The organism is Cupriavidus sp. C2SS-8b (assembly GCF_057073745.1).
Genome location: NZ_CP172718.1, coordinates 20,832 through 44,738 on the forward strand (window position 1 = coordinate 20,832; position 23,907 = coordinate 44,738).

General features: G+C 60.9%; 23 protein-coding genes and 2 pseudogenes. 13 read left to right on the forward strand and 12 right to left on the reverse strand.

Translation table 11 applies throughout. The annotated features are described in order from the left end of the window. Positions 1–20: 20 nt before the first annotated feature. Both ACIGJB_RS29685 and ACIGJB_RS29690 read right to left on the reverse strand, forming a co-directional pair. Positions 21–152 (reverse strand): annotated as a pseudogene (locus ACIGJB_RS29685) (LysR family transcriptional regulator); the annotation flags it as partial. Positions 153–545: 393 nt separating this feature from the next. Beyond that, positions 546–1,556 (reverse strand): LacI family DNA-binding transcriptional regulator, encoded by a 1,011-nt coding sequence (locus tag ACIGJB_RS29690; protein ID WP_483735001.1) that lies wholly within the window; start codon positions 1,554–1,556, stop codon positions 546–548. A 228-nt stretch (positions 1,557–1,784) separates the two neighbouring features. On the opposite strand from ACIGJB_RS29690, the gene hpsN reads away from it, so the two are divergent. From hpsN to ACIGJB_RS29740, 10 genes are all read left to right on the forward strand, one after another. Next, positions 1,785–3,095, forward strand: coding sequence for a sulfopropanediol 3-dehydrogenase (gene hpsN, locus ACIGJB_RS29695; protein ID WP_483735002.1), 1,311 nt, complete (start codon positions 1,785–1,787; stop codon positions 3,093–3,095). A 2-nt stretch (positions 3,096–3,097) separates the two neighbouring features. Then, positions 3,098–3,880: a (S)-sulfopropanediol 2-dehydrogenase HpsO gene (gene hpsO / locus ACIGJB_RS29700; protein WP_483735003.1), complete on the forward strand. Its 783-nt coding sequence runs from the start codon at positions 3,098–3,100 to the stop codon at positions 3,878–3,880. A 108-nt stretch (positions 3,881–3,988) separates the two neighbouring features. Beyond that, on the forward strand, positions 3,989–5,341 hold the full coding sequence (locus ACIGJB_RS29705) for an MFS transporter (RefSeq protein ID WP_483735004.1): 1,353 nt from the start codon (positions 3,989–3,991) through the stop codon (positions 5,339–5,341). 55 nt (positions 5,342–5,396) lie between these two features. Beyond that, positions 5,397–6,410: a galactitol-1-phosphate 5-dehydrogenase gene (locus tag ACIGJB_RS29710; protein WP_483735005.1), complete on the forward strand. Its 1,014-nt coding sequence runs from the start codon at positions 5,397–5,399 to the stop codon at positions 6,408–6,410. A gap of 134 nt (positions 6,411–6,544) precedes the next feature. Next, the gene (locus ACIGJB_RS29715; RefSeq protein ID WP_483735006.1) at positions 6,545–6,826 is read left to right on the forward strand and encodes a UxaA family hydrolase; all 282 of its coding nucleotides are present in this window, start codon (positions 6,545–6,547) and stop codon (positions 6,824–6,826) included. Positions 6,827–6,885: 59 nt separating this feature from the next. Beyond that, entirely contained in the window at positions 6,886–8,061 is a 1,176-nt protein-coding gene (locus ACIGJB_RS29720) for a UxaA family hydrolase (protein ID WP_483735007.1), read from the forward strand. Positions 8,062–8,709: 648 nt separating this feature from the next. Further along, entirely contained in the window at positions 8,710–9,828 is a 1,119-nt protein-coding gene (locus ACIGJB_RS29725) for a Re/Si-specific NAD(P)(+) transhydrogenase subunit alpha (protein WP_483735008.1), read from the forward strand. A 10-nt stretch (positions 9,829–9,838) separates the two neighbouring features. Beyond that, on the forward strand, positions 9,839–10,198 hold the full coding sequence (locus ACIGJB_RS29730) for an NAD(P) transhydrogenase subunit alpha part 2 (protein WP_483735009.1): 360 nt from the start codon (positions 9,839–9,841) through the stop codon (positions 10,196–10,198). After that, entirely contained in the window at positions 10,195–11,664 is a 1,470-nt protein-coding gene (locus tag ACIGJB_RS29735) for an NAD(P)(+) transhydrogenase (Re/Si-specific) subunit beta (protein WP_483735010.1), read from the forward strand. The genes ACIGJB_RS29730 and ACIGJB_RS29735 overlap by 4 nt, the downstream gene beginning before the upstream one ends. Before the next feature lie 413 nt (positions 11,665–12,077). Then, positions 12,078–12,575 (forward strand): HpcH/HpaI aldolase/citrate lyase family protein, encoded by a 498-nt coding sequence (locus tag ACIGJB_RS29740; protein WP_483735011.1) that lies wholly within the window; start codon positions 12,078–12,080, stop codon positions 12,573–12,575. Positions 12,576–12,917: 342 nt separating this feature from the next. Here the strand turns inward: ACIGJB_RS29740 and ACIGJB_RS29745 are convergent, their stop codons facing one another. The 9 genes from ACIGJB_RS29745 to ACIGJB_RS29785 all read right to left on the reverse strand — a co-directional run bounded on the left by ACIGJB_RS29745 (position 12,918) and on the right by ACIGJB_RS29785 (position 20,311). Continuing rightward, positions 12,918–13,295, reverse strand: a complete 378-nt coding sequence (locus tag ACIGJB_RS29745) for a response regulator (RefSeq protein ID WP_483735012.1) — start codon at positions 13,293–13,295, stop codon at positions 12,918–12,920. Positions 13,296–13,363: 68 nt separating this feature from the next. After that, a complete protein-coding gene (locus tag ACIGJB_RS29750; protein WP_483735013.1) occupies positions 13,364–13,825 on the reverse strand; it encodes a nuclear transport factor 2 family protein in 462 nt (153 codons plus the stop codon). Further along, positions 13,822–14,610 (reverse strand): SDR family NAD(P)-dependent oxidoreductase, encoded by a 789-nt coding sequence (locus ACIGJB_RS29755; protein ID WP_483735014.1) that lies wholly within the window; start codon positions 14,608–14,610, stop codon positions 13,822–13,824. The genes ACIGJB_RS29750 and ACIGJB_RS29755 overlap by 4 nt, the downstream gene beginning before the upstream one ends. Positions 14,611–14,620: 10 nt before the next feature. After that, on the reverse strand, positions 14,621–15,157 hold the full coding sequence (locus ACIGJB_RS29760) for a DUF3833 domain-containing protein (RefSeq protein ID WP_483735015.1): 537 nt from the start codon (positions 15,155–15,157) through the stop codon (positions 14,621–14,623). After that, complete coding sequence (locus ACIGJB_RS29765) at positions 15,154–16,452, reverse strand: MFS transporter (RefSeq protein ID WP_483735016.1); 1,299 nt, start codon at positions 16,450–16,452, stop codon at positions 15,154–15,156. The genes ACIGJB_RS29760 and ACIGJB_RS29765 overlap by 4 nt, the downstream gene beginning before the upstream one ends. Then, positions 16,449–16,988 carry a chalcone isomerase family protein gene (locus ACIGJB_RS29770; protein ID WP_483735017.1) on the reverse strand — a complete coding sequence of 180 codons (540 nt, stop codon included), beginning with the start codon at positions 16,986–16,988 and terminating at the stop codon, positions 16,449–16,451. The genes ACIGJB_RS29765 and ACIGJB_RS29770 overlap by 4 nt, the downstream gene beginning before the upstream one ends. Before the next feature lie 2 nt (positions 16,989–16,990). Next, on the reverse strand, positions 16,991–18,148 hold the full coding sequence (locus ACIGJB_RS29775; protein ID WP_483735018.1) for a class I SAM-dependent methyltransferase: 1,158 nt from the start codon (positions 18,146–18,148) through the stop codon (positions 16,991–16,993). 115 nt (positions 18,149–18,263) lie between these two features. Next, on the reverse strand, positions 18,264–19,022 hold the full coding sequence (locus ACIGJB_RS29780) for a DUF1365 domain-containing protein (protein WP_483735019.1): 759 nt from the start codon (positions 19,020–19,022) through the stop codon (positions 18,264–18,266). Further along, entirely contained in the window at positions 19,019–20,311 is a 1,293-nt protein-coding gene (locus tag ACIGJB_RS29785; protein WP_483735020.1) for an NAD(P)/FAD-dependent oxidoreductase, read from the reverse strand. The genes ACIGJB_RS29780 and ACIGJB_RS29785 overlap by 4 nt, the downstream gene beginning before the upstream one ends. 109 nt (positions 20,312–20,420) lie before the next feature. Between ACIGJB_RS29785 and ACIGJB_RS29790 the strand changes: the two genes are divergently transcribed. Together ACIGJB_RS29790 and ACIGJB_RS29795 are read left to right on the forward strand one after the other, a co-directional pair. After that, the gene (locus tag ACIGJB_RS29790; protein WP_483735021.1) at positions 20,421–21,035 is read left to right on the forward strand and encodes a TetR/AcrR family transcriptional regulator; all 615 of its coding nucleotides are present in this window, start codon (positions 20,421–20,423) and stop codon (positions 21,033–21,035) included. Positions 21,036–21,374: 339 nt separating this feature from the next. Beyond that, positions 21,375–21,692: pseudogene (locus ACIGJB_RS29795) on the forward strand (PDDEXK nuclease domain-containing protein); the annotation flags it as partial. An 890-nt stretch (positions 21,693–22,582) separates the two neighbouring features. Here the strand turns inward: ACIGJB_RS29795 and ACIGJB_RS29800 are convergent. Beyond that, positions 22,583–22,810, reverse strand: a complete 228-nt coding sequence (locus ACIGJB_RS29800; RefSeq protein ID WP_483735022.1) for a hypothetical protein — start codon at positions 22,808–22,810, stop codon at positions 22,583–22,585. A gap of 316 nt (positions 22,811–23,126) precedes the next feature. On the opposite strand from ACIGJB_RS29800, the gene ACIGJB_RS29805 reads away from it, so the two are divergent. After that, positions 23,127–23,831 (forward strand): dienelactone hydrolase family protein, encoded by a 705-nt coding sequence (locus ACIGJB_RS29805; protein WP_483735023.1) that lies wholly within the window; start codon positions 23,127–23,129, stop codon positions 23,829–23,831. Positions 23,832–23,907: the final 76 nt, after the last annotated feature.

Sequence of the window (23,907 nt, forward strand, 5' to 3'; positions counted from 1 at the left end):
TTATGGACACGCCAAGTAGCGCTAACCCAGCGCACGCCAAAGGACATCGGTACAGAAAGGCGGATGAGGCCCCGTGGCTGCGTCGACAGGTCCTTGGCGGCGTGCTCAGCCTCTTCTGCGTGCCGGTAGATTTCGCCCGCTCTCTCGGCAATGTTGGGCAGGGATATTGCGAAGCTGGCCAGCCAGAGAAACGACGGGGGTTGACATTTGCAGTGCGCGTGGCCATGGTGCAGCCCGTGGGCATGCGCTCTGACGGTTCAGATGATTCGCACTAGTCCCCACTCGGCCAACCTAGATGCCGCGGCGCGAGCCAGACCGTCCCAGAACGACTCTCAACCGCCTTTCGGATTTCAGAGGCCGTAACGACCGCTTCCGGAAATACAGGCGCCGTTCGCCCGGCTTAATTGCCGGACGATTAATTGGGCAAAGGGGACACCGGCCTGAATTTGCAAGAGGTGCGGTAGCTGAGCAAGGATGGCACGCGGGAGCCTCTGCAAAGGCTGATGCTTAACGAGCATAACGGATTCCGAGACTGCGCGATCGAGTCACGAAGGCGGAGCCGCAGTGCCGCGCTGAATCAGTGAAATGGGCATCTCCGTACGACCCGGTTCCGTGCCGTCCTGCAGCCATCGCAATAAAGCCTCCGCAGTTTTCTTGCCCAACAAGCTACTTTCCAACGCTACGGTTGTGAGGCCCGGCGCGACTTCGGCCGAAATCGGCAAGTCATCGCAGCCAACGATCGAAAGCTGATCAGGCACTTTGACGTTTAGCGCTGTTGCCTCGAACAGACAACCGAGCGCTAGCACGTCATTGCCACAAAAGATCGCCGTTGGCCTGGTCGATGCGTCGCGAAGTATGTTTCGCAGTCCGATACGGCCACCTGCAAACGAGTAGGGCTGCTCGCAGGCCGCGCCGGGAACGATTTCGGCACGCAGAGCTCGCAAAGTATTGACGAAGCCTTCGGTGCGTAATCGTGCGCGATCGTTGTTCCGCGAGATACCGGAAATCATGCCGAAGTGCCGATGCCCAAGATCGAACAGGTATCTGGCCGCGAGCGCTCCGATTTCAAAGTTATCGAACCCGATGCAGGGACAGTCGTTCGACAACGCCCACGTGATGATAGTCCGCGTGCCCGATTGTCGTTGAACTGAGAGCGTTTCAGGAGCGTGGTCGGCGCCGACCAGAACCATTGCATCCACGGCGCGCTCTGACAATGCACGGACGACATCTATCTCGGTTTGAGAGTCGTAGTTGTGGGAGCCCAGGAGAAGTTGGTAGCCGTTCGCGGCCAACACACCCTGCATCCCCTGGATGGCATGCGAGAAGATGGCGTTGTCCAGAGTAGGCACAACCGCTGCGATCGTGCGGGACCGACCAGAAGCCAGCGTCCGTGCAGAAGCGTCGGGGACATATCCGAGTGCCTGAATGGCATGCCGCACCCGCGCCAAAGTATCTTCACGCACCAACGAAGGTGAGGAGAGTGTTCGCGACACAGTCGCCATGGAGACGCCGGCTAACCTCGCTACATCTTCAAGTTTCGTTTTAGGCACTTTCATTATTCCCGTCCAGTGCCTTATTGTCGCCGATCTGTAAGGAGGTGCTGTAGCAACTACAACGTGGGTGCGTACAACCCTCGGGAAAACCCCCTCTTGCGGTCCGCCGCGTACGAGTTATTCTTTACATGAAAGCGCTTTCATTCGAAACACAACCGAAATTGGTGGCTGTGTGTCAAAAAATGAAAGCGCTTACATTTCTATCGTACCCACACCTGAGGACTTGCAGAAATGATCTCGTATCTGAAAAAAGCGGAAAAGACGCCCCAGACCGAAACGGCGACAGCACAGAAGGTTGTGACGGAGATGCTTGCCGAGATCCAAGCGCGCGGTGAAGACGCCGTGCGTCAGTACGCCAAACAACTCGACGGCTGGAGTGGCGATGTTGTCCTTACGCCTGATCAGATCCGAGAGCAGACCAGGGACGTGTCGGCGGCCGTGCGCGCCGACATTGACTTCGCCATTCGGCAGGTCACCGATTTCGCACTGGCGCAGCGCGAATCCCTGAAAGAGTTCTCTGTGGAACTGCATCCGGGCGTCACTGCGGGACAACGGGTGCTGCCAGTCAATGTGGTTGGTTGCTACGCGCCGGCAGGGCGTTACGCGCACATCGCGTCAGCGTATATGGGCGTGGCTACTGCCAAGGCTGCGGGTGTCAAGACTGTAGTGGCGTGCTCGAGCCCGTTCCGCGGCCAAGGCATCCATCCGCACGTCCTTTACGCCTTCCAGGCTGCAGGCGCCGACGTCATCATGGCATTGGGCGGGGTGCAAGCGATCGCATCCATGGCTTATGGTCTCTTCACTGGTAAGCCGGCCGACGTGGTGGTTGGCCCAGGCAACAAATTCGTGGCAGAGGCCAAGCGGACCCTCTACGGCCAAGTCGGCATTGACGTGTTCGCCGGACCGTCGGAAGTCGCCGTCATCGCCGATGAGACCGCCGACCCGACTATCGTCGCCAGCGACCTCGTTGGGCAAGCCGAGCACGGCCATGAGTCGCCCGCCTGGCTGTTCACCACTTCGCGTGATCTGGCAGACCGTGTCATGGCGCTGGTGCCGGAACTGATCGCCAAGCTTCCCCCGACCGCCCGCGATGCCGCCACCGCCGCTTGGCGTGATTACGGCGAGGTAATCCTGTGTGACACCCGGGAAGAGGTGGCGGAGGTCTCTGACCGTTATGCCTCCGAGCATTTGGAAGTCCACACGGCGGATCTCGATTGGTGGCTGGCCAATCTGACCTGCTACGGCTCGCTCTTCCTCGGTGAGGAGACAACCGTGGCGTTCGGCGACAAAACCAGCGGGCCCAACCACGTGCTTCCGACCAAGGGCGCGGCGCGTTACTCCGGCGGCCTGTCCGTGCACAAGTTCATGAAGACGCTGACGTGGCAACAAATGACGCGTGAAGCGACCCGCCAGATTGGCCAGGTGACAGCTCGCATCTCGCGGCTCGAAGGCATGGAAGCACATGCCCGTACCGCGGATGACCGCATGGTGAAGTACTTTCCGAACGCGTCCTTCGAAATGGGCACGCCGGTGGAGGTATAACGATGACCGGACTCCAAAATGCCGGGAGGCTTGTGCCTGATCTTTCAGGAAGGCAGGCCCTCGTAACGGGCGGCAGTTCCGGCATCGGAGAGGCCATTGCCACTGCGATGGGCTTGGTCGGCGCGCGAGTGATTCTCGTGGCGAGGCGCCAGTCCCAGCTCGATGCCGCTGCATCCCGCCTCGACGCCATGGGAATCGCAGTCGATACCCACGTGTGTGATGTGTCCGATCTCGATGCCATTCCGGCTGCGGCGAATGCACTGCAACAGCAACATGGCACCATCGATATCCTCGTCAATGCGGCGGGAATGAATCTGCGTGAATCGTACTCAAGCGTCACGCCGTCTTCGTGGCGGCTCCAGCTCGACACCCATCTCGGTGCGCCATTTTTCCTCACGCAGGCGCTTGCACCCGCAATGCAGGCTCAGGGGTGGGGACGGGTCCTGAACATCGCTTCCCTGCAGTCGCACCGCGCCTTCGCTAACAGTGCGCCGTATGGTGCGGCAAAAGGTGGCATCGTCCAGCTCACACGAGCTATCGCCGAAGAGTGGTCTCGTCACGGGGTCACTTGCAACGCAATTGGTCCGGGATTCTTCCCGACAGCGCTGACCGGTCCCGTGTTTGCGGATGCCGGTCTCACGGAGTATCACGCCAGCCGTACTTGTATTGGGCGCAATGGCGAACTCGAGGATCTGCACGGGTTGGTCGCTTTCCTAGCCAGCGATATGGCAGCGTACATCACTGGCCAGACCTTCATGGTTGACGGAGGCTATACAGCTCGGTAAGCAACGCGGCAACCCACAAGGGCAGCGCGCGCAACACCGCCGCTGTCCGTACCGAAAATAGCGCCTCTGATGCGCAACCACGGGACAAGACCGAATTAGGAGGCAAGCATGACGAAGCAGGCAACGGTGGTGCAGTCCGCCCAGGACGCGGCGCGAAAATTACGCCAGGTTGTTGCGTCGAGCACGATTGGCGCGATGGTTGAGTGGTACGACTTTTTCCTTTACGGGGTGGTAGCTGGGCTCGTGTTCAACAAGCTGTATTTTCCTTCAACGGATCCCGTGGTCGGCACACTGCTGGCCTATGCAACCTTCGCCGCAGGCTTTGTGGCCCGGCCGCTTGGGGGGGTGATTTTCGGACACTTCGGCGATACCCTGGGTCGCAAGCGCATGCTGGTACTGACGCTGATGATCATGGGCGTGGCGACTACTGCCATCGGCCTGATTCCCACCTATGAGCAAATTGGTGTCTGGGCGCCGATCCTACTGTTGGTATGTCGGGTAGCGCAGGGGATTGGCCTCGGTGGCGAGTGGGGCGGGGCGGTGTTGATGAGCTTCGAGAGCGCTCCAAGCCATCGTCGTGGATTTTTTGCGAGTCTGCCGCAGACAGGTATGTCTCTTGGGCTGGTACTAGCGAGCGGCGTCATCGCCATCCTGTCTCTCTTGTTGTCCGACAAGGACTTCCTGGCATGGGGCTGGCGCATTGCCTTCATGCTGAGTGCGGTGATGGTCTTGATCGGTTCGTACATGCGTTCGCATGTGGAGGAATCCCCGGAGTTCGCGGCCGCGCAGCATGATCGCAAGGAGGCGACCGGACTTCCATTCTTCGCCATGCTTCGACAGTATCCGGCCGTGGTGCTTGCCTGCATGGGGGCGCGCTTTATCGATGGGGTCTTCTTCAATGTGTTCGGCGTTTTCTCGCTGGCATACCTTACGCAGACGTTGAAGCTGTCCCGTGACCAGGCGTTGCTGGGCGTCCTGATCGGTGCTGGCGTGATGACCTTCTTCATTCCGCTATGGGGCGCCGTATCCGACCGTGTCGGACGGCCCATCGTCTACGGTACCGGCGCGCTGCTCGCAGGTCTTTCGGCCTTCCCGGCATTCTGGCTGATGCAGCATTCCGGTGGCAATGTGCTGCTGGTGTGGGCAGCGATCATCATTCCGTTCGGCATCTTCCACGCGGCGGTATTTGGCACGATGTCGTCGATGTTCTCGGAAGTGTTCGACCCTGGCGTTCGATATACCGGCATCTCCTTTGTCTACCAGTTCGCCGGCGTGTTTGCGGGAGGATTGACGCCGATCATCGCCACCTGGCTTAACGCCAAGGCAGGCGGGGAACCCTGGTATCTGTGCTCATACGTGCTGGCAGTCGGCATCATGAGCGCCGCCTGCACGATGTGGATTGCCTTTCGGTCGGCGCACGCCAACCGCGTAAGCCTGGAGCCTTCCAAGGTCCATGGCTAACGCGCGACTCCGCTTCATCACCTGCATTAACACCCGATTCAGGATAAGGTAAACCATGAAAGCAATCGTCTATACCCAACCGGACGCCGTCGCGGTACTGGACCGAGACATGCCGGACCTCGAGCCCGGTGAGATTCTGTTGCGCATCGATGCTAGTGGCATCTGCGGTTCGGATCTCCACGCCTACCATGGTCACGATCCCCGCCGCAAGCCCGGGCTGGTTCTCGGCCATGAGTTTGCGGGTACTGTCATCGCCTCTTCCGACGAAGCCCGCATGGCCGTCGGTCAGCGCGTCACAGCGAACCCACTTGTTACATGCGGTCACTGCGACTACTGCCTCCAGGGACGTGACAACCTCTGCGCCAATCGCGGCATGGTTGGCATGAACCGGCCCGGCGCACTGTCCGAATATCTCGCGATCCCGATTCGCTGCGCAATCCCGATCCCCGACACGCTACCGAGCGTCAGCGCAGCGCTGACCGAACCAGCAGCCACAGCGCTCCATGCTGTCAACCTCACGATGCGGGCGATGAGTCGGCCCTTGCCGGAGGCGAGTGTGCTGATCATCGGCGGCGGCGCGATAGGCATGCTGACCGCTGCCTTGGTGACCTCTTACGGCTGCAAACGTGTCTGCGTGGCTGAGACCAATGCCCTCCGACAGGCGTCGGTAAGCCGGCATCTTGGATGCGAGGTGATCGATCCAACTGTCAGTCTGCCTCCCGAATCCGCGTTCGACGTTGTCATCGATGCGGTTGGCGCCGCTCCAACCCGGAACCTTGCCATCGCCGCGACGCGACCCGGGGGAGTTGTCATGCATATCGGTTTGCAAGCATGGTCGAGCGAGATCGATATGCGCAAATTGACCCTTGCCGAGTTGACGCTGCTGGGGACTTACACCTACACGATGTCCGACATGCACGCTACTGTTCAGGCGCTAGAGCAAGGCAACTTTGGCTCGCTTGAATGGGTAGAAACCCGCTCCTTGGCAGATGGCCCGGCCGCCTTTGCTGATCTCGCCGCGGGGCGGGTGGCAGCGGGGAAAGTTGTATTGATTCCCGAGCTTGCCTAGGAAAGTCCCAACCCGTATCGACTTACGTAGAAGAAATTTTTTTGCCTTGCCACGTCATATATATGATCTAGGTGCCATGGATGAATTGGCTACCTAAGATGATTTCACCGATAAACTGCACGAAGGAGACAAAGATGATTCACGTAGTACTACATGACGCCAAGGACACCGTCGCGGTGGCCGTGGTCGAGGGGATTGAGCCGGGCACCACGCTGAACGCCTGGATCATGGACGAGGACAAGGTCATCACGGTTACCGCGCTCCAGCCGATTCCCATCGGCCACAAGGTCGCGCTGCGCGACATGGACGTGAACGAGACGGTCTACAAGTACGGCATCGACATTGGCAATGTTGTCGCGCCGATCAAGGCGGGTGAACACGCTCACGTTCACAACATCAAGACCAAGCGCTGGTAAGCCGCACCACCGCATCCCTCCGAATCCACCTTTTCATCAAAGCATCCGAGGACCACGTCATGTCCGTTATTGACCAAAACACCACTTTCTGGGGCTACCGCCGCGACAACGGTCGCGTGGGCGTTCGCAACCACGTCATCATCCTCCCGCTGGATGACCTGTCCAACGCCGCCGCCGAAGCCGTCGCTGTCGCCATCAAGGGCACGATGGCCATCCCTCATCCGTATGGGCGCCTGCAGTTCGGTCCGGACCTCGACCTGCACTTCCGTACCCTGATTGGCGCGGGCAGCAACCCGAACGTCGCGGCGGTAGTAGTAATCGGTATCGAAGACGGCTGGACGAAGAAGGTCGTTGATGGCATCGCCAAGACCGGCAAGCCGGTGGTCGGCTTTGGCATCGAGGGCCACGGCGACCATGAAACCATTATGCGGGCGTCGAAGGCAGCAAAGGAATTCGTGCAGTACGCCACTGCACTGCAACGCGTCGAGTGCCCGATCAGCGAACTGTGGGTGTCGACCAAGTGCGGTGAGTCGGACACCACTTCCGGCTGCGGTGCCAACCCGACGGTCGGCAATGCCTTCGATAAGCTCCATCCGCTTGGCACCACGCTGGTGTTCGGCGAGACCTCGGAGCTGACTGGTGGCGAGCATATCGTCGCTGCCCGTTGCGCTAACGATGACGTTCGCCATAAGTTCATGGAAATGTTCGAGCGCTACCAGGGCATGATTGACCGCTGGAAGACCTCAGACCTTTCCGAGTCGCAGCCGACCAAGGGAAATATCGCTGGAGGTCTCACCACGATTGAGGAGAAGGCGCTCGGCAACATCCAGAAGATTGGTAAGAAGTGCACCGTCGATGGTGTATTGGATAAGGCAGAAGAGCCGACCCATCCGGGCCTGTGGTTCATGGACTCATCCTCGGCTGCTGCCGAGATGGTCACGCTCTGCGCCGCCGCCGGCTATGTCGTCCACTTCTTCCCGACCGGCCAAGGCAATGTGATCGGCAACCCGATCGTCCCCGTCATCAAGCTGTGCGCCAACCCGCGTACAGTGCGTCTCATGAGCGAGCACATGGACGTGGACTGCTCGGGGCTGCTGCAACGCGAACAGACGCTGGACCAGACTGGCGACAAGCTGCTCGAATGCATGCTGGAGACTGTCAATGGTCGCTGGACCGCGGCTGAGGCGCTCGGCCATCGTGAGTTCGTGCTGACCCGCATCCACGAGTCCGCATAACGATACCGCGCTGCATCAGTGCAGACATGAACCCCTTCGCGGTGCAGGCGCTGACACCCGGCTTTGACTTACGGGACGAGCCGGGCTAAGTCGGCATGCGCAACACCTGGTCGAGGCTCTTAGTGGTGCCCCGGTGCTGATCTTCGTAGGGCACCCAGGTAGCTGCGGGGCTGCTGACTGCGCCGCAGCACTCACGATCAGATCGAGGTGGTCTTCTCCAATTTTCCAGAGTCGCTGGCATATGTGAAGTCAGGCAAGCTGCGCGCCCTGGCGTTGACCACGCGTATCCGCTGCTGCCTGACTTGCCAACCGTGACCGAGGTCGGCTATCCGGTGATTGTCGAAAACGGGACTGGTTTGCTGATGTCCGTTGGCTCGTCGCGCCCAATTGTCGACACGGTTGCCACCTCCGCTTCTCGCATGTTGGCATCTGAAAACCGTACGCAATCGCATTATCGCGGCGGACTTTACGCTGGTACGCCAGAACGGCCTGCCGTTCACCGAATACTTTAGCGCGGAAGTGATGCGGTGGGCAAAGCTCATGGAAGAGAAGCACATCACAGTTGAGTGACAGTAAGTCGCCGGTAATTAAGGAGCAAGAAAGCCGGTCTGTTGCAGAGGTTTAACGTAATCAAAACAGGAAAGTAACGTGCACATCGGCATCCCTCAAGAAACACGAGTCGGCGAGACTCGAGTCGCCGCCACTCCGGAGACGGTCAAGAAATACGTCGCTCAGGGCCATCAGGTCGTGGTGCAGGCGGGTGCCGGGGTACGGGCCAGCCAGCCGGATGCCGCCTATGAGGCCGCGGGCGCCCGCATCGGCAGCGCCGCCGAGGCGCTCGGGGCCGATCTGGTGCTGAAGGTGCGCGCGCCCGAAGCCGCGGAACTGGCCCAGATGAAGCCGGGCGCCGTGCTGGTGGGCATGCTCAATCCGTTCGATGTCGAGAACAAGGCGCGCATGTCGGCCGCCGGCATCACGGCCTTCGCGCTCGAAGCCGCGCCGCGCACCACGCGCGCGCAGAGCATGGACGTGCTCTCTTCGCAGGCCAATATCGCCGGCTACAAGGCCGTGCTGGTGGCCGCTCATTATTACCAGCGCTTCATGCCGATGCTGATGACCGCCGCCGGCACCGTCAAGGCGGCGCGGGTGCTGATCCTCGGCGCCGGCGTGGCTGGCCTGCAGGCCATCGCCACGGCCAAGCGCCTGGGCGCGGTGATCGAGGCCTCCGACGTGCGCCCGGCCGTTAAGGAGCAGATCGAATCGCTCGGCGGCAAGTTCCTGGACGTGCCATTCATTACCGACGAAGAGCGCGAAATCGCCCAGGGCGTAGGCGGGTATGCGCGCCCGATGCCGCCGGATTGGATGCGCCGCCAGGCGGAACTGGTGCACGAACGCGCGAAGCAGGCCGACATCATCATCACCACGGCGCTGATCCCCGGCCGCAAGGCACCTGTGCTGCTGCAGGAAACCACGGTGCAGCAGATGAAGCCGGGTTCGGTGGTGGTCGACCTGGCCGCCGCGCAAGGCGGCAACTGCCCGCTGACCGTGGCAGACGAAGTGGTCGAGCGCCATGGCGTGACCTTCGTCGGTCACACCAACCTCGCCAGCATGGTTGCTGCCGATGCCTCGGCGCTCTATGCGCGCAACGTGCTGGACTTCCTCAAGCTGGTCATCGACAAGGAAGGCCAGTTCACGCTCAACCCGGACGACGACATCGTCGCCGCCTGCCTGATGACACGGCGGGAAGAAGAGGCATTGGCCTGTTAAGGAGAGTTCGATGGAAATGGTGAACCACACGGTGATCAACCTGATCATCTTCGTGCTGGCGATCTACGTGGGCTACCACGTGATCTGGACCGTCACGCCCGCACTGCATACGCCGCTGATGGCCGTAACCAATGCGATCTCGGCCATCATTATTGTCGGCGCCATGCTGGCGGCCGGCCTGACCGAAGGCGGCGTGGGCCGCACCATGGGCACGCTGGCGGTGGCACTGGCCGCGGTCAATGTGTTCGGCGGCTTCCTGGTCACGCAGCGCATGCTGGAGATGTTCCGCAAGAAGGCGCCCAAGGTGAAGGCCGAAGGCAACGCGAAGGCCCCGCATGCGGGCGGCGAACTGGTGGAGATGCCGCGATGAATGCCCTGTCCATGAATATGGTGACGCTGTTCTACCTTGGTGCGTCGGTCTGCTTCATCCAGGCCTTGAAGGGCCTGTCGCATCCGGCTTCGGCCCGCAAGGGCAACGCCTTCGGCATGATCGGGATGGCGGTGGCGGCGCTCACCACGGTGGCGCTGATCGCCAAGCTCAAGAGCGAGTTCCTCGCGGCTGGCGCTGGCACGGGTGCGGGTTCGGGCCTAGCGCTGATTCTCGCGGGGTTGGTGGTCGGCGGCGGCATTGGCGCCTATGTGGCGAAGAAGGTCGAGATGACCAAGATGCCCGAGCTGGTGGCCGCCATGCACTCGCTAATCGGCATGGCCGCGGTGTGCATCGCGGTGGCAGCCGTGGCGGAGCCAGCGGCCTTTGGCATCGCGGCGGCGGGCTCGCATGAAATCCCGACGGGCAACCGCATCGAGCTGTTCATCGGCTGCTTCGTCGGCGCGATTACCTTCTCGGGTTCGGTGATCGCGTTCGGCAAGCTGGCCGGGCGCTACAAGTTCCGCCTGTTCCAGGGCGCACCGGTGGTGTTCCCGGGCCAGCACATGCTGAACCTGGCGCTGGCGGTCGCGATGGTCGGCTTCGGCATCGCGTTCTTCATGACGCAGGACTGGATGCCCTTCCTGGTGATGCTGGCCATCGCCTTCGTGCTCGGCGTGCTGATCATCATCCCGATCGGCGGCGCCGACATGCCGGTGGTGGTGTCGATGCTGAACTCGTATTCGGGCTGGGCGGCGGCGGGCATCGGCTTCTCGCTGAACAACCCCATGCTGATCATCGCCGGTTCGCTGGTGGGTTCCAGCGGTGCGATCCTCTCGTACATCATGTGCAAGGCGATGAACCGCTCGTTCTTCAACGTGATCCTGGGTGGCTTCGGCAGCGATGCGACGGCGGCCAGCGCGGGCGGCGCGCAGGCCCAGCGCAACGTGAAGTCGGGATCGGCCAATGACGCCTCGTTCCTGATGGGCAATGCCGAGACCGTGATCATCGTGCCGGGCTACGGCCTGGCCGTGGCGCGCGCCCAGCACGCACTGAAGGAACTGACCGAGAAGCTGACCGAGAAGGGTGTGACCGTGAAGTATGCGATCCACCCGGTGGCGGGACGCATGCCGGGCCACATGAACGTACTGCTGGCCGAGGCCGAGGTGCCGTACGACCAGGTCTTCGAGATGGAAGACATCAACAGCGAGTTCGGCCAGGCCGACGTGGTGCTGGTGCTCGGCGCCAACGATGTGGTGAATCCGTCGGCGAAGACCGACCCGAAGTCGCCGATCGCCGGCATGCCGATCCTGGAGGCCTACAAGGCCAAGACCATCATCGTCAACAAGCGCTCGATGGCCGCCGGTTATGCCGGCCTGGACAACGAACTGTTCTACCTGGACAAGACCATGATGGTGTTCGGCGACGCCAAGAAGGTGGTCGAGGATATGTTCAAGGCGGTGGATTGAATAGCTGGCGTTTCCGGGACCGGCGTTGCGCTTATCTGAGCATCTCCCCGGGCCCAGTTGGACGAGCGGCACCACTTGCCGATCTTGTGGAAGTGAGATAAGCCGTGTCGTCGAAGATTCATATGCGGCGGGTAAGGTGCAGTTCGATCGTGCGCTTCCGCATGTCGATTCTTCCCACTTGCGCCATCAGAGTCAAAGGGAGCCGCTTCCGGCTGCTAGACAACTCGGCGCACCTCAGGAGATCAACGAGAATGCATCCGGCCTTGCCCCATCGACTGCGGTCCCTACTCTTCGTTCCGGCTGATAGCGACAGATCGTGCTGCCCAAATGCCGCAGCGTTCAGGATGTGCATAGAATCTGCGATTTCCTTGCGGGCTCTTCTGGATGGCAAGTGGGAGACGGCCGTCATTGCCATGGCGACAGAATCATCGGAAGGCGTCTTGGGGCTTTCATCCTATCGAAACGCTCCGATGCGCCTCCAAGCACTTATGTGGGGCGTAGACGATCTGGCTGCAGACCTCGGCGCGTTCTCATCTCATGCTGGCAGTGAGTTGACTGCCCCGTTCTCAGTGGCGCGCACGATGTGTCTGCTTGCAGCCGCGCAAGCCGGCATTGATGCAATCGATGCCGTCAGCACGACCCTTGCCGACCCGTCGCATATTAGTCAAGAAGCAGCGCGAGCAAAGCGCGACGGATTCACTGCGAAGGCTGCAGCTCACCCCTCCCACATCCGCGCAATAAATGAGGCCTTTATGCCTCAGGAGGAAGAGGTCCGATGGGCGAGGGAAATTGTTAGTGCGTTCTCAAGCGTCGGTGCCTCAGGTGTGGCGAGGCTTGGAAACGCTATGGTCGACCGACCGCATTTACGACTAGCGCATCGAATCCTCTCCCACGTTGAGGGAGAAGACTGAGTTTCCGAATGGCCGGTTTCCGATGTAGATGCGCCGTTCGAATATCCGCTTGAAGCCGCGGGTGAGCGTCCGTAAATGGCCGGGTCCGGCCCGACGCCGAGCACAACCGAGCGCTCCCCCTGGACCGGTCCGCGTAGGGCAGAGTACGACCCATCTCCGTCTCTCGGTACATCGAAACGAACGTCCGAAGTTGGCGCGACTCCAGACGAATCCCTACATAGAGAACCATGTTGGTATTGGGAGACGCCGTCCTTGCGGCCGGCAAACTCAGCGATGGTTTGGCTGATTGCGTGTTTTCAGATTTGCTGCCGAGGCATCAGCCATTGTCGAGTCATGAATGCCTTATATTCGACGACTGGCTTGGCTTTTCAGTAGTCGCGACACCGCGCCGAAAATGTCTGAGGGAAGACAAGGCTTTGCAAAGACGGCGTCAAACAGGTGTGGATAACGGCGGCCGGATTCTGCCTGAGCAGCAGTCAATAGCACGACGGGAATATGAGCGGTGGTGGCGTTGGCTCGCAGCTCCCGCGCAAGTTCAAGCCCCGTCATTAAAGGCATCATAAAGTCCGTGATGATCAAGTCCGGATGAGTCTCTGCCACCAAACGCAGACCTGCTTCGCCATCGGCGGCGGTTCGCACTGAAAACCCTTCCGCCGAAAGCATGAGGGCCAGCGCATCGGCATTCATTGGCTCGTCGTCGATGACAACAATGGTGGCCATGGTTCGGAAATTCGCAAGACGTGTTAGCGGGGCATGACGGTATGACTGTTCCAACTCGGAGGCATGTGTCATGCAACTGTTGCTGAAAAGCGTTTGCACAGCCACGCAGCGGGAGCGCGGATGAGCGGCAACTGACGCCACAGTGTGGCAGCGTCCCAGAAGTCTTGATGGCTTGCAACAAGGCCGTCGTCATCAAAGGAAAGCTGGGTGCAGCCGGGTACGTCGAAGGGATGCCGGCGCACTTTCCCCGTGAACCTCCAGGCAACAAACGCTTCACGCCCGCTGCTCGCTCGTGCCTGGATCGAAAAACGTGGCGTCTTGACACTCTCGAACATATGCTCAAAGACCGCACGGATCGAGGCGACCCCGCAGACGTCATTAAATGGGTCGCAGAAGCGCGCATGCGGTGCGTAATAGTGTTCCAGATGCGCTAGCGAGGAAGGCGATAACGCCTCGTACCACGTCAACAATTGGGCGAGGGCATGGGGCGTCGGGGTATCTTGATCGGGCATGTCGGACGAAGCGTTCATGTTGCATGGGTTAATCGCTGCAGCAGGCCCAGGCTAAACCGGTAAGGCAGCAGACTGACGAGGCGAACCAGGCGCGTAAACCGTTGCGGGAATGCGATTTCGAATCTGCCTCGTTCCAACCCGTCGACAATCGCTTCGGCAGCGGCTTCTGGTGTCATGAGCGCGGGCATTCGGAAGGTGTTGCGTGCCGTCAGGCGCGATTTGACGAAGCCCGGGTTGATCAGATACACGCCGAGGCCGTGCGCATGGAGTTCCGCGTACAAGAGCTCTGCCAGGTTGATCAGGGCCGCCTTGGACGGTCCATATAGCGTGGCGTTGGGTAAGCCCACGTAGCCTGCGACGCTTGCGACGATGGCGATACCGCCCGAGCGCCGCAAACGCATCGTAGGCAGCACGGCGCTCAACCCGTAATACACGCCGCAAACATTGGTTTCCATCGTGTCGTGTGCTTCTCGCGCATTCAATTCCCAAGGGCTTAGGGGGCGGTAATCTGCCGCGCAGAAGACCACGAGGTCGACCCCTTGCCACGCTTCACACAGCGCGTCGTGAGTCGCTTTCCAATCTTGAGGCTGGCGTACATCCATGGTCAGCACGACGCCCTTGGGATGGCCCTCAACGACCGCCAGCAGTGCGCCAGCGCGACGCGCCGACACTGCGACCCATGCCCCTTTTGAAAGCAAATCCCTGGCGAGTGCCGCACCGATCCCGCTCGAGGCGCCGACCAGCCAGACGCGCTTGCCATGCCAGTCGCGCAAGCGGGGGTTAAGGTGCCAACCGAGGATCATGTTCGTGCTCCTACGGTGCCGGACGGCGAAAAACGAGCGTCACCTGTCCGACTTCGAAGCCGAACTTGGTGACACGGGCGCGATTGATCATCGTCTGCGGGTCGATAAGGACCATCATGTCGTCGAACTGGACGTCGTAGACCTTCCCTTCGACCGGAAGGTGCAAGGTATAGCGCCACCGGAGGACATTGCCAGCAGATTCTCCTCTCGCCGTGCCAACGATGTCCGGGGCTTCGCCACGCCAGGCGCCGTCGGGCCCGCGTTGGAGCGTCCAGGTACGTTCCTGTGTCGTGCCATCGCTGTAGCGAAACGCCTCGTGCAGGACGAATTGATCCTGAGACATGCGACCGTCGAGGGCCACATGGAATCGTTTGACGATTTCGCCACTGCGCTTCTGGAACATTCCCCAGGCTTCGGTCTTGCCTGCAAAGAACTGCGTCACGTCCAAAACGGGGCGCTCCTGTGCATACAGGCTGACATCTGGCGTAGTGCAGGCCGTGCCGAGAATCGTAGCGGCACCGAAGATCATCGCGGCGAGCGGCTTCATTGGCGTTCCTCTGTGACGGTTGTGGTGGACGAATTCGCGCGCAGTGCCATAAGGGCTCCGAACTTGAGCAGGCAGGGGAGGCCAGCGTAGGCAAGGGCGAGCGCCACCCCTGGCGCGCCGACGGCGGGTGCGCCCGGTTTATAGCCCAGCCAGGCCAGTCCCGGCAGCATCAGTGCCGACAGTGCCAGGCATAGCTTGCCGATAAGGGTCCAGATCCCCAGGTAGGCGCCGGACCCTTCCCGATTGGGAATGCACTGGGCCAGCAGGACCGTCGGTAATGCAAGATCGGCCCCGAGCGCAAATCCCGATCCGATGCATGCCACGAGGAACGGCACCAGGTCTCCCTGTCCGAGCGTCGCCGTCCAGACGAACGCGGCGATTGCCAGGCTCATTGCGGTGCTCCAGGCACGCTGGGGACCGACGCGCCTGGATATCCGAACCCATATTGGGAGCCCCAGGGCGGCAGCCAGGAAATACAGTCCAAGACTTGGCCCGACCCAGTGCATGGCACGCAGGCGGTCTTCGATAAAGAACACTGCCAGGGAGGCGGGTATGGCGACAGCTAGGCCGTTCAGAAAATACGGCAGCAAGATCCTGCGGAACGAGCGGTTGTCGCGCACGGCTCTCCATACAATCCGAATGGAAGGGTCTGCTCGCCCGCCCCCGGGGTTATGTAACGGCGGGCGTGATGCCTGCCAGGGCGGAGCAAAGCGGAGCGCCCACAGTGCTCCAATTAGCAGAACGGAGAAAAGCACAATGAACGGGGACATGGCATCCTGCGGCGCCGACGCTTCGCCTGCCAGTAGCCATGAGGGGCCCGCGCTGGCGATGAGGACGCCCACGAGGCCAGCGCCTTCCCGCCACGCTGCCGCCCTGGTCAACACGTCGCTATCGTTCCCTAGCTTGGCTCCCCACGCGAGGTACGCGATGTTCATGAAGCTGTGGGTGGCGTATACCACAACAACGGCTACGGTAAACCAGACGGCCAATGCCGTGCCTTCTGCCAACGGCATCCACAGGGCCGCAAAGGCGGCGGCAAGACATACGGCACTGATCCACAAGGTCGCTGGCAGCCGGCCACTGCGCGCCAGAGTATCTGCCCAGCGCCCGAAGAACGGGTCTTGTGCTGTATCGACAAGGCGGGCGAGAAACAAGATGAGGCCAGCCGTGGACAAAGGCATGCCAAGGCGAGAGGTGTAGTAGGCTGGGGCCTGCACGTATACCGGCAGCGCCACCATGGCGAGCGGGAGGCCAAGGGCACCATAGGCGAGGAGCTGCGTCGAGCGTATCGTCATCGTGCCAATCCAAGGAGCTTCTGGCGCAGTGCCGGATCCCGCGTCGAGGGCCCAAGCCAGATGGAAAAGAATGCACGGGCAAGCACCGGATCGGCGATTTGGCCGGTCTCGCGGTCGTTGGCGAAGAAGCGCGCGCCCAGCGTTGGCGCGTACACGCCGGTTAAGCGATCTCCCGCACGCACGTTGACCAATACACGTGAAAGCGCCTGTCGCCACTGTTCAACGGTGGATTCGGACAAGGCATTTCCGTAGATGCGCTGGATTTCCTCGATGCTGGTGTCCACCAGGCGTTGTGCACCAATGTCTCGCGCGTAGATGAGGCGCAACGCGAACGGCTCGTCGAGCACGCCCGCCGGGTCCCCGGGGCTGGGAGGGTGGCCTCTCCAAAGCTGCGCTTCATAGATGCGCATCCCCAACCAGCGGTATTCACCTTGCCCGACCATATGCGCTTGCGGCAGGGCGTCGCGCCACGAGTCGGCCGCAATACCGGGCAGAGTTGCCAGCGCAAGCGTCCAGGCTGCCAGGTGCCGTCCCATTGCTAGTCGCCGCGCGTGAGAAGGAATTGCACGACGTCGATGCGACCCGCATCGAATCCTGCCTCGCAGTAGCACAGATATAGCCGCCACATGCGTACGAATGCGTCGTCGAAGCCAAGTGTCAGGATTGCTCCGTTCTGGGCCTCGAAACGTTCGCGCCATCGCCGCAGCGTTTCGGCATAGTCCTTGCCGAAGGCCAATACCTGACGGCTTGAAAACCCCGCTCGGCTGGCGGCTTGTGCAAATCTCTCCGGGCTTGGGAGCATTCCGCCCGGAAAGATGTACTCGCGGATAAAGTCGCTGCCATACCGATACGCATCGAAGCGTGCATCGTCGATCGTGATCGATTGCACGACGGCTTGGCCGCCCGGGCGAAGCCTACGGCAGACCTGATCAAAGAAAACGGGCCAATAGGCCTGCCCCACCGCTTCAAACATCTCGATGGATACGACGGCGTCGTAATTGCCTTGCAGGTCGCGATAATCGCGCAACTCCACCCTGACACGGTCGGTCATGCCCGCCTGCTCAATGCGGATCTGTGCCTGCGCCAATTGAGCGGCGGAAATCGTGACGCCGTGCACATTCACGCCGCGTCTGGCCGCGTGCATGGCAAAGCCGCCCCAACCACACCCAATCTCAAGGACGTGCATCCCCGGCTTCAGCCCAAGCGTGTCGAAGATATGCGCGTACTTGGCTTCCTGTGCCTCTGCCAGGAGGCGCTCGTTGTGCCCGCCGAAGTACGCGGCGGAATAGCTCCACGTCTCGTCGAGCCACAGGGCATAGAAAGGATTGCCCAGATCGTAGTGCGCGTGGATATTGCGCCGGCTGCCGCGCCGTGTATTCCTGCGGAAAATCTGTCGCAGTTGATACCAGCGGCGGCCCAGCCATGCACCATCAATGGCGCCTGACAAGACCGATTCGTTCTCAAGGGCCAGGCGAAGCAGGGCAACCAGATCGGGCGTGTCGATCCAGCCGGCACGATAGGCCTCGGCAAAACCGATATCGCCGGCGCGAAGGATGGCCTCGCAGGCGCGCCAGTCTCGCAACGTCAGCCGAGCCCCCGGCGCTTCATGCGGATCGCCGTAAATCGCCTCCTCCCCGTCCGGCCGTAAGAGCACCAGATGGCCCACGGCCACGCGCTCGAGCGCGGCCAGGAACATCCGGGCAAATACGGACGTTCGTGACGGCAGCAGGGCCGGGATACAAGGTTGTAGCAGTGCACGTTGGTCAGGAGGGCGGGTCATATGAGCGGATATTGCCGGACAGAAATGGGTGTTAGCCGACGGGAGGTACCGAAGGCGGGTGCTTGCCATGAAAGGGAACCGACATCCGCCACAATCGAAACGCCTGCCAGTGAATGCGTACGATGACGGCGATTGCCGCCCAAGGCTGAGTTGCCAAGGCCATCAGCATGCGCGGCAGGGTGAGCGGGAACTTGCGACAGCCGATCGAGGTGCGAAGCAACAGGCCGCCGTCGTCGAAATAGTCAATGGCGGCATAGGCAGTGCTTTCCGTCTCGCGCACTTGAAACGCGTAGTGGCCCTGCATGGTGTTAAAGGGCGACACATGCAGGACCTTGCGGGTCGCGAGCACTGTGCGCGCATGGATCGCCCCGAGGTCCGGTGCCGTAACAAGGTAAGCGTGATGGTCGCCGAACGTGTTGTTCACTTCAGCGACAAACGCCCGCAGTTCGCCAGCCTTGTCGTAGCAATACCAAAAGCTCACGGGATTGAAGGCATACCCGAAGATGCGGGGTGTGGTCTGCAACCAGATCGGTCCGTCATCGGGCAGCCCCAGGGCTGCAAGACGTGGACGAATCCAATCGCTCAGGCTTGTGCCATCTCGTGGTCCGTAGTCGCGCGTTTGCAGGCTGAAAAGTCTCTGGCGGTCCACGCCGAACCACCACTGTTGCAAGGCCGTCAGCCCATCGATGTCGACGCGCAGGCAAAAGACGGGGTAAACAAAGCGGTTGCGCACCGGGCGCAGGCGGTCGTGCATGACGCGGCAGCGCAATAGCAATGCAGGGGGCTTCATAGCTTTGACCAGGTCGGCAAGGCGCCAAAATCGCGAGCCACTCTCAGAGCCGATTTCAAGCCGTCTTCGTGAAAGCCGTAGCCGGTCCAGGCGCCGGCGTACCAGGTCCGTCGTTTGCCTTGCAACGCGGGGAGTTGCCGCTGCGCTGCAATGGCAGCGAGGTCGAAGAGAGGATGCTCGTAGTGAAAGCGGCGCAACTCCGTGCCGGGAGCCGGGTCCCGGTAGGCGTTGAGCGTCACCACGACGGGCGAGCGAAACGGCAAAGGTTGCAACTGGTTAAGAAGGTAGCTCACGCACACTGCACGCTCGGCATCGCCATGGCGGCGACCGAGGTAGTTCCAGGCGGACCATACACGCGAGCGCCTGGGCAGCAGCGTTGCGTCGGTGTGCAAGATAGCGACATTCGGGGCGTAGCGCACACTGCCAAGCACTGCTCGTTCATCTGTTGTCGCATCCGCAAGCATCCTGAGGGTATCCGGGGCGTGCGATGCGAACACTATGGCATCAAAACGCGCAGAGCCTTCGTCGGTCATAACCGTCACGCCGGTTTCGTCCCGGCGTACCGCGCGCACGGCAACGCCCAGCCGGATGTCGTCGAGATGCGCGGCGATGCGTCTGACATATTCACGTGCACCGCCCGCGACCGTGCGCCACTGCGGGCGGTTGCGAACTTGCAGAAGCGCGTGATTCAAGCAAAAGCGCAGGAAGGTGGCCGCCGGGAAGCGCAGGACGTCGGTCGTCGCGCACGACCAGATGGCGGAGGCCATGGGCAGCAGGTAATGGTGACGGAAGGGCTGTCCATATTGGCCGGCCGTCAACAGGTCACCCACTGAACAGCCGCTGCGCTCGGCGAACGCGAGATGGTGTTGGGCAGCACCGTTAAATCGCACGATGTCGCGCAGCATGCCGAGAAACGTCGGTGAAAAGGCGTTGCGTCGTTGGGCAAAGACGGTGCTCAAATTCGTGCCAGCCCATTCAAGACGTCCCTCATCCAGTGAGACCGCGAAAGACATATCGCTCGCATGAGTCCGTACGCCAAGCGCCTCGAACATCCCTACCAGATTCGGGTATGTGCGTTCGTTGAATACGAGGAAGCCGGTGTCTACCGGACAAAGGTAGCCATCAAGGGACACGTCGACCGTGTTGGAATGGCCGCCAAGATAGTTACCCGCCTCAAAAAGCGTGACGGCGTGATCCCGTGCAAGCATCCAGGCGCTCGCCAACCCCGAGATCCCGGCCCCAACCACAGCAATTCGCAATCCCGTTTGAGTGACTGAAGAAGCGCTCATGACCACCTTCCTAGTTTTTTTGCATTTATTGATGCGCCGTCTAACCAGGGTGCTACCATATCCCTACTGTCTCGGAAAGAAGGTTACTGCATAGTAACGAAATTTACAAATGGGTATTCTGGGCAAGCTGAGCTTCAAGGACCAAACCTTCCGGTTGCGCGAGGACGCAATCCTGGATGCCACGACACGTATCCTGGCGGGGAAGGGGTTCGACTTGATGACGATGGACGACGTCGCGGGCGAGGTGGGAATTTCAAAGCCCATCCTCTACAAGCATTTCAAGTCAAAGGACGACCTCGTTGGGGCAGCAATGATTCGCTTGATCGACGGTGCGCTGGAATTTCTTGATGGATTGCCGCAAGAGCAAACTGCGGCGTTTCACTTGCGTGCGCTGCTGGCGTGGGCGTTGCGAGTCCGCCTGGAGGGCGGGTTGCCGTTCCTGCCTTCAACGAGCCCGAGCGTTCGCGATATGCTCACGCGCAATTTGCACTATGTGACGCGCGTGCTCAAGCTGAACGGGGTTCTGAAGGGGCTGGTGGGCGAAGCAAAGAAGGCAGGTGACTTGGACGCGGGGCTTCCTGATGACGTCATCCTTTTTTCCTATTACTCGCGTACTTGCGACCCGGCGGTCGACTACTTGCGCCTATATGGCAAGATGGACGACGAGCAAATCGTTTCCCATATGCTAGACGTGTGTTTTCATGGCATCGCCGCGCGTCAATAATCCGGGTCGTCTCGCTTTCCACTGTGCCCCAAGCCGTTGCTTCTGCTTCGGCGCTTGACCGCGTCGACGCCAGACGATTTGGGACGAGCGCCATTGGGCCAATCAAGAAAGCCGCACTAGGGTCGGCTCTTGTTCGAACAGCAGACGCTAGTCAAATATTGTCCAATGGCTGTGATAGCCGAACGCGGAAGTTCGCCGGTCGCCAGGCCCGCAGCAACCACGGACTCCCGCTTTCGACCCTTCTGAGCCGCTCAAGGCTTCCACAACTCGATGGCGGCTATCCGAGTCTAGCGGTCATCCGCCTCAACTATCGCTCCGGCGGTTGATCGGCCGACTCATCCCTACGTCTTCGATTTTTTTAGTTTGCGTGCTAATGCGACCGAACGAGACCTGGAGGCAGCGCTGGTCGATCATATTACTCGTTTTCCTTCTCGAGCTCGGGGCCGGCTTCGCCTATGGCGTGCCGACAGGTTTACCTCGAAGTTGGAGGCGATGACTTCTATCTTGATCTACTGTTCTATCACCTCAAGCTGCGCTGCTATATCGTCATTGAATTAAAAACGGGCGCCTTTAAACCTGAGTATGCTGATCAAATCAGTTTCTATCTGTCGGGCCGTTGACGCACAGATGAAAAGCGAGGCGGATCATCCGACCGTCATTGCTTAACTGAGGCTTGTCTACGATCCCGCAGGACCGCAGTTTTCGTTAATGTCTTGGGCTGCCCTCATCACAGGCTGGCTGGATTCCTCACTCAACATAACACCCGAACCGAATTTTTGCTGGTTGGTGGGAGAGTAAGTTTAAGGAAGAGACGGATGCCCATTGTCGCCGCCAGCTCCTCAGTCAGTCGTCGACGTCCAGGCACTCGAAATGGCTGAAAAGTCGAAATGCGCAGCGGCATAGATGGTATTTCACGCCCGGACCTCTTCTCCGTCCCTAGATGGCCCATTTGCCGTCGTTGACGCAGTGCGCGTCGGTGAAAGCTTCGTCATAGCCGTTCGCATGTCCAGCGGAAAGGGCAGATGAAGCGTGGCCCGGTAATGGTCGCTCGACACGGTGCGCGATTGTCTTTGGCAAGGCCATCAGCCCGGTACACACGCCGCAGTCCGACCCCGTTATGACGTAACGGAGGCGGTGTCAATACTGCCACGGCATAGCAATCGATTTGTGGCACTTTCGTGTAGTCTCGCCACCCATCACCTTGCAATCCGGTGCGATTCCCATGGCACGATACCTTCAATTTTTGGCCCGAGCCTGCTGCGTCGGCACCATCATTGTGATCGTCGCTATCGTGTCCCGGCAAGTCTACCTACGGAGCGCCGCGGAAGCCAGCACTGCCGATGAGGATGAGGAGCCTGCGGCTAAGAGGTTGATCCGCTGCGAGACGGTGCACAGCCGCCTTCACAACCGGCACATTTTCGCGGACTCGGCGGATGCCGACGAGCCACCACGGGCTCGTTGTCGAGAGTCTTGAAGCCGGTGCCTCAGCATTCCCCCACTGTCCTTCAATGCCCAGGAAAGCCGCGGCGGCCGGTGGATGGGCAGGGTCACTGAGGCGTGTTGCCCCGCTTCGTGAGCGCCGCCAGCACTCGTTCGTTCAAGCCTAACCGGTAGAGTGTTGCACCTACCTGGGTCAACAGGGCCCGTTCTTTCCCCGCAATCGCAGGATCGGCCAACAGCACCGCCAAGCCCGCAATCGCGTCGTCAACCTCCAATTCTGTCGTGTCATCCAGCGCAAGGCGCTCGAAGTCACGTATCACGTCATCCGGGTCCATCGTGGCTCCTTGTGGCTTCCTGCGCCAGTCTAGCCGACGAGGCGGCCGTCTGTGACGGTGCGCAGCGATTCGCTGAATCCGGGCGCACAGGGCGGACTTGGCGTCGACTTTGGAAGACTGGAAGCGGTGGGGTGCTTCGATCCGCCGCCTCGCTACCGCCAGCTGTAGTCAGCTATCGCAGTGCAGAACGCGGAGTTTTTCCGGGTCGGATAGCCGCCGGGATCGCCGCTTGTCGCTGCCCGCGCATTCCGGAGCACCTCCCTTGCGCTATCATCCGGCCCATCTGGTCCACAGCAAACGACAGGAGCGGCCCATCATGCGACACATCGGTCAGACAGTCTCGTTCACCCGTCCAGACGGCCAGTCGGTCAACGGCTACCTTGCCAAGCCGGATCTCACCGACGGCGCCCCGGCCATCATCGTTGTCCAGGAGTGGTGGGGGTTGAACAACCAGATTCGCGGCGTGGCCGACCGCCTTGGGCGTGCCGGCTACTACGCGCTGGTGCCTGACCTCTACCGCGGCGCTATAACGGTCAAGCAGGAGGAGGCCCACCACCTGATGTCCAATCTGAACTTCGGCGACGCCGTGGCGCAGGACATCCGCGGCGCCGTGCAGTACCTCGGCACCCTGAGCAGCCGCATCGGTATCACCGGCTTCTGCATGGGTGGTGCCCTGACGTTGCTGTCGCTGAACGCCATTCCCGAACTGAAGGCAGGTGTGCCGTTCTACGGCATGCCGCCGCTGGAAGCTATCGACCCCGCCAATATCAAGGCGCCGGTACTCGTCCACTCGGCCACGCAGGACGCGTTCTTTGCGGCCGAGGACTTCGACAAGCTCGAGGAGAAGCTGCGCGCCGGCGGCGTCGACGCGACCTTTCACCGTTACCTCGCGCACCATGCCTTTGCCAACGAGGAAGCCATCGGCGACGGCCGCATCGCCGGTACTCAGTACGACGCCGCTTGGGCGCAGGTCGCCTGGGACCGCACGCTGACGTTCTTCGCGCGCCACCTCTGGCGCTGATCATCGCCAGCCGGGAAGCATCCCGTCTGCGCCCACGCTGTCCTGAAGCTGGGATGATGGCAGCGACGGCAACGAT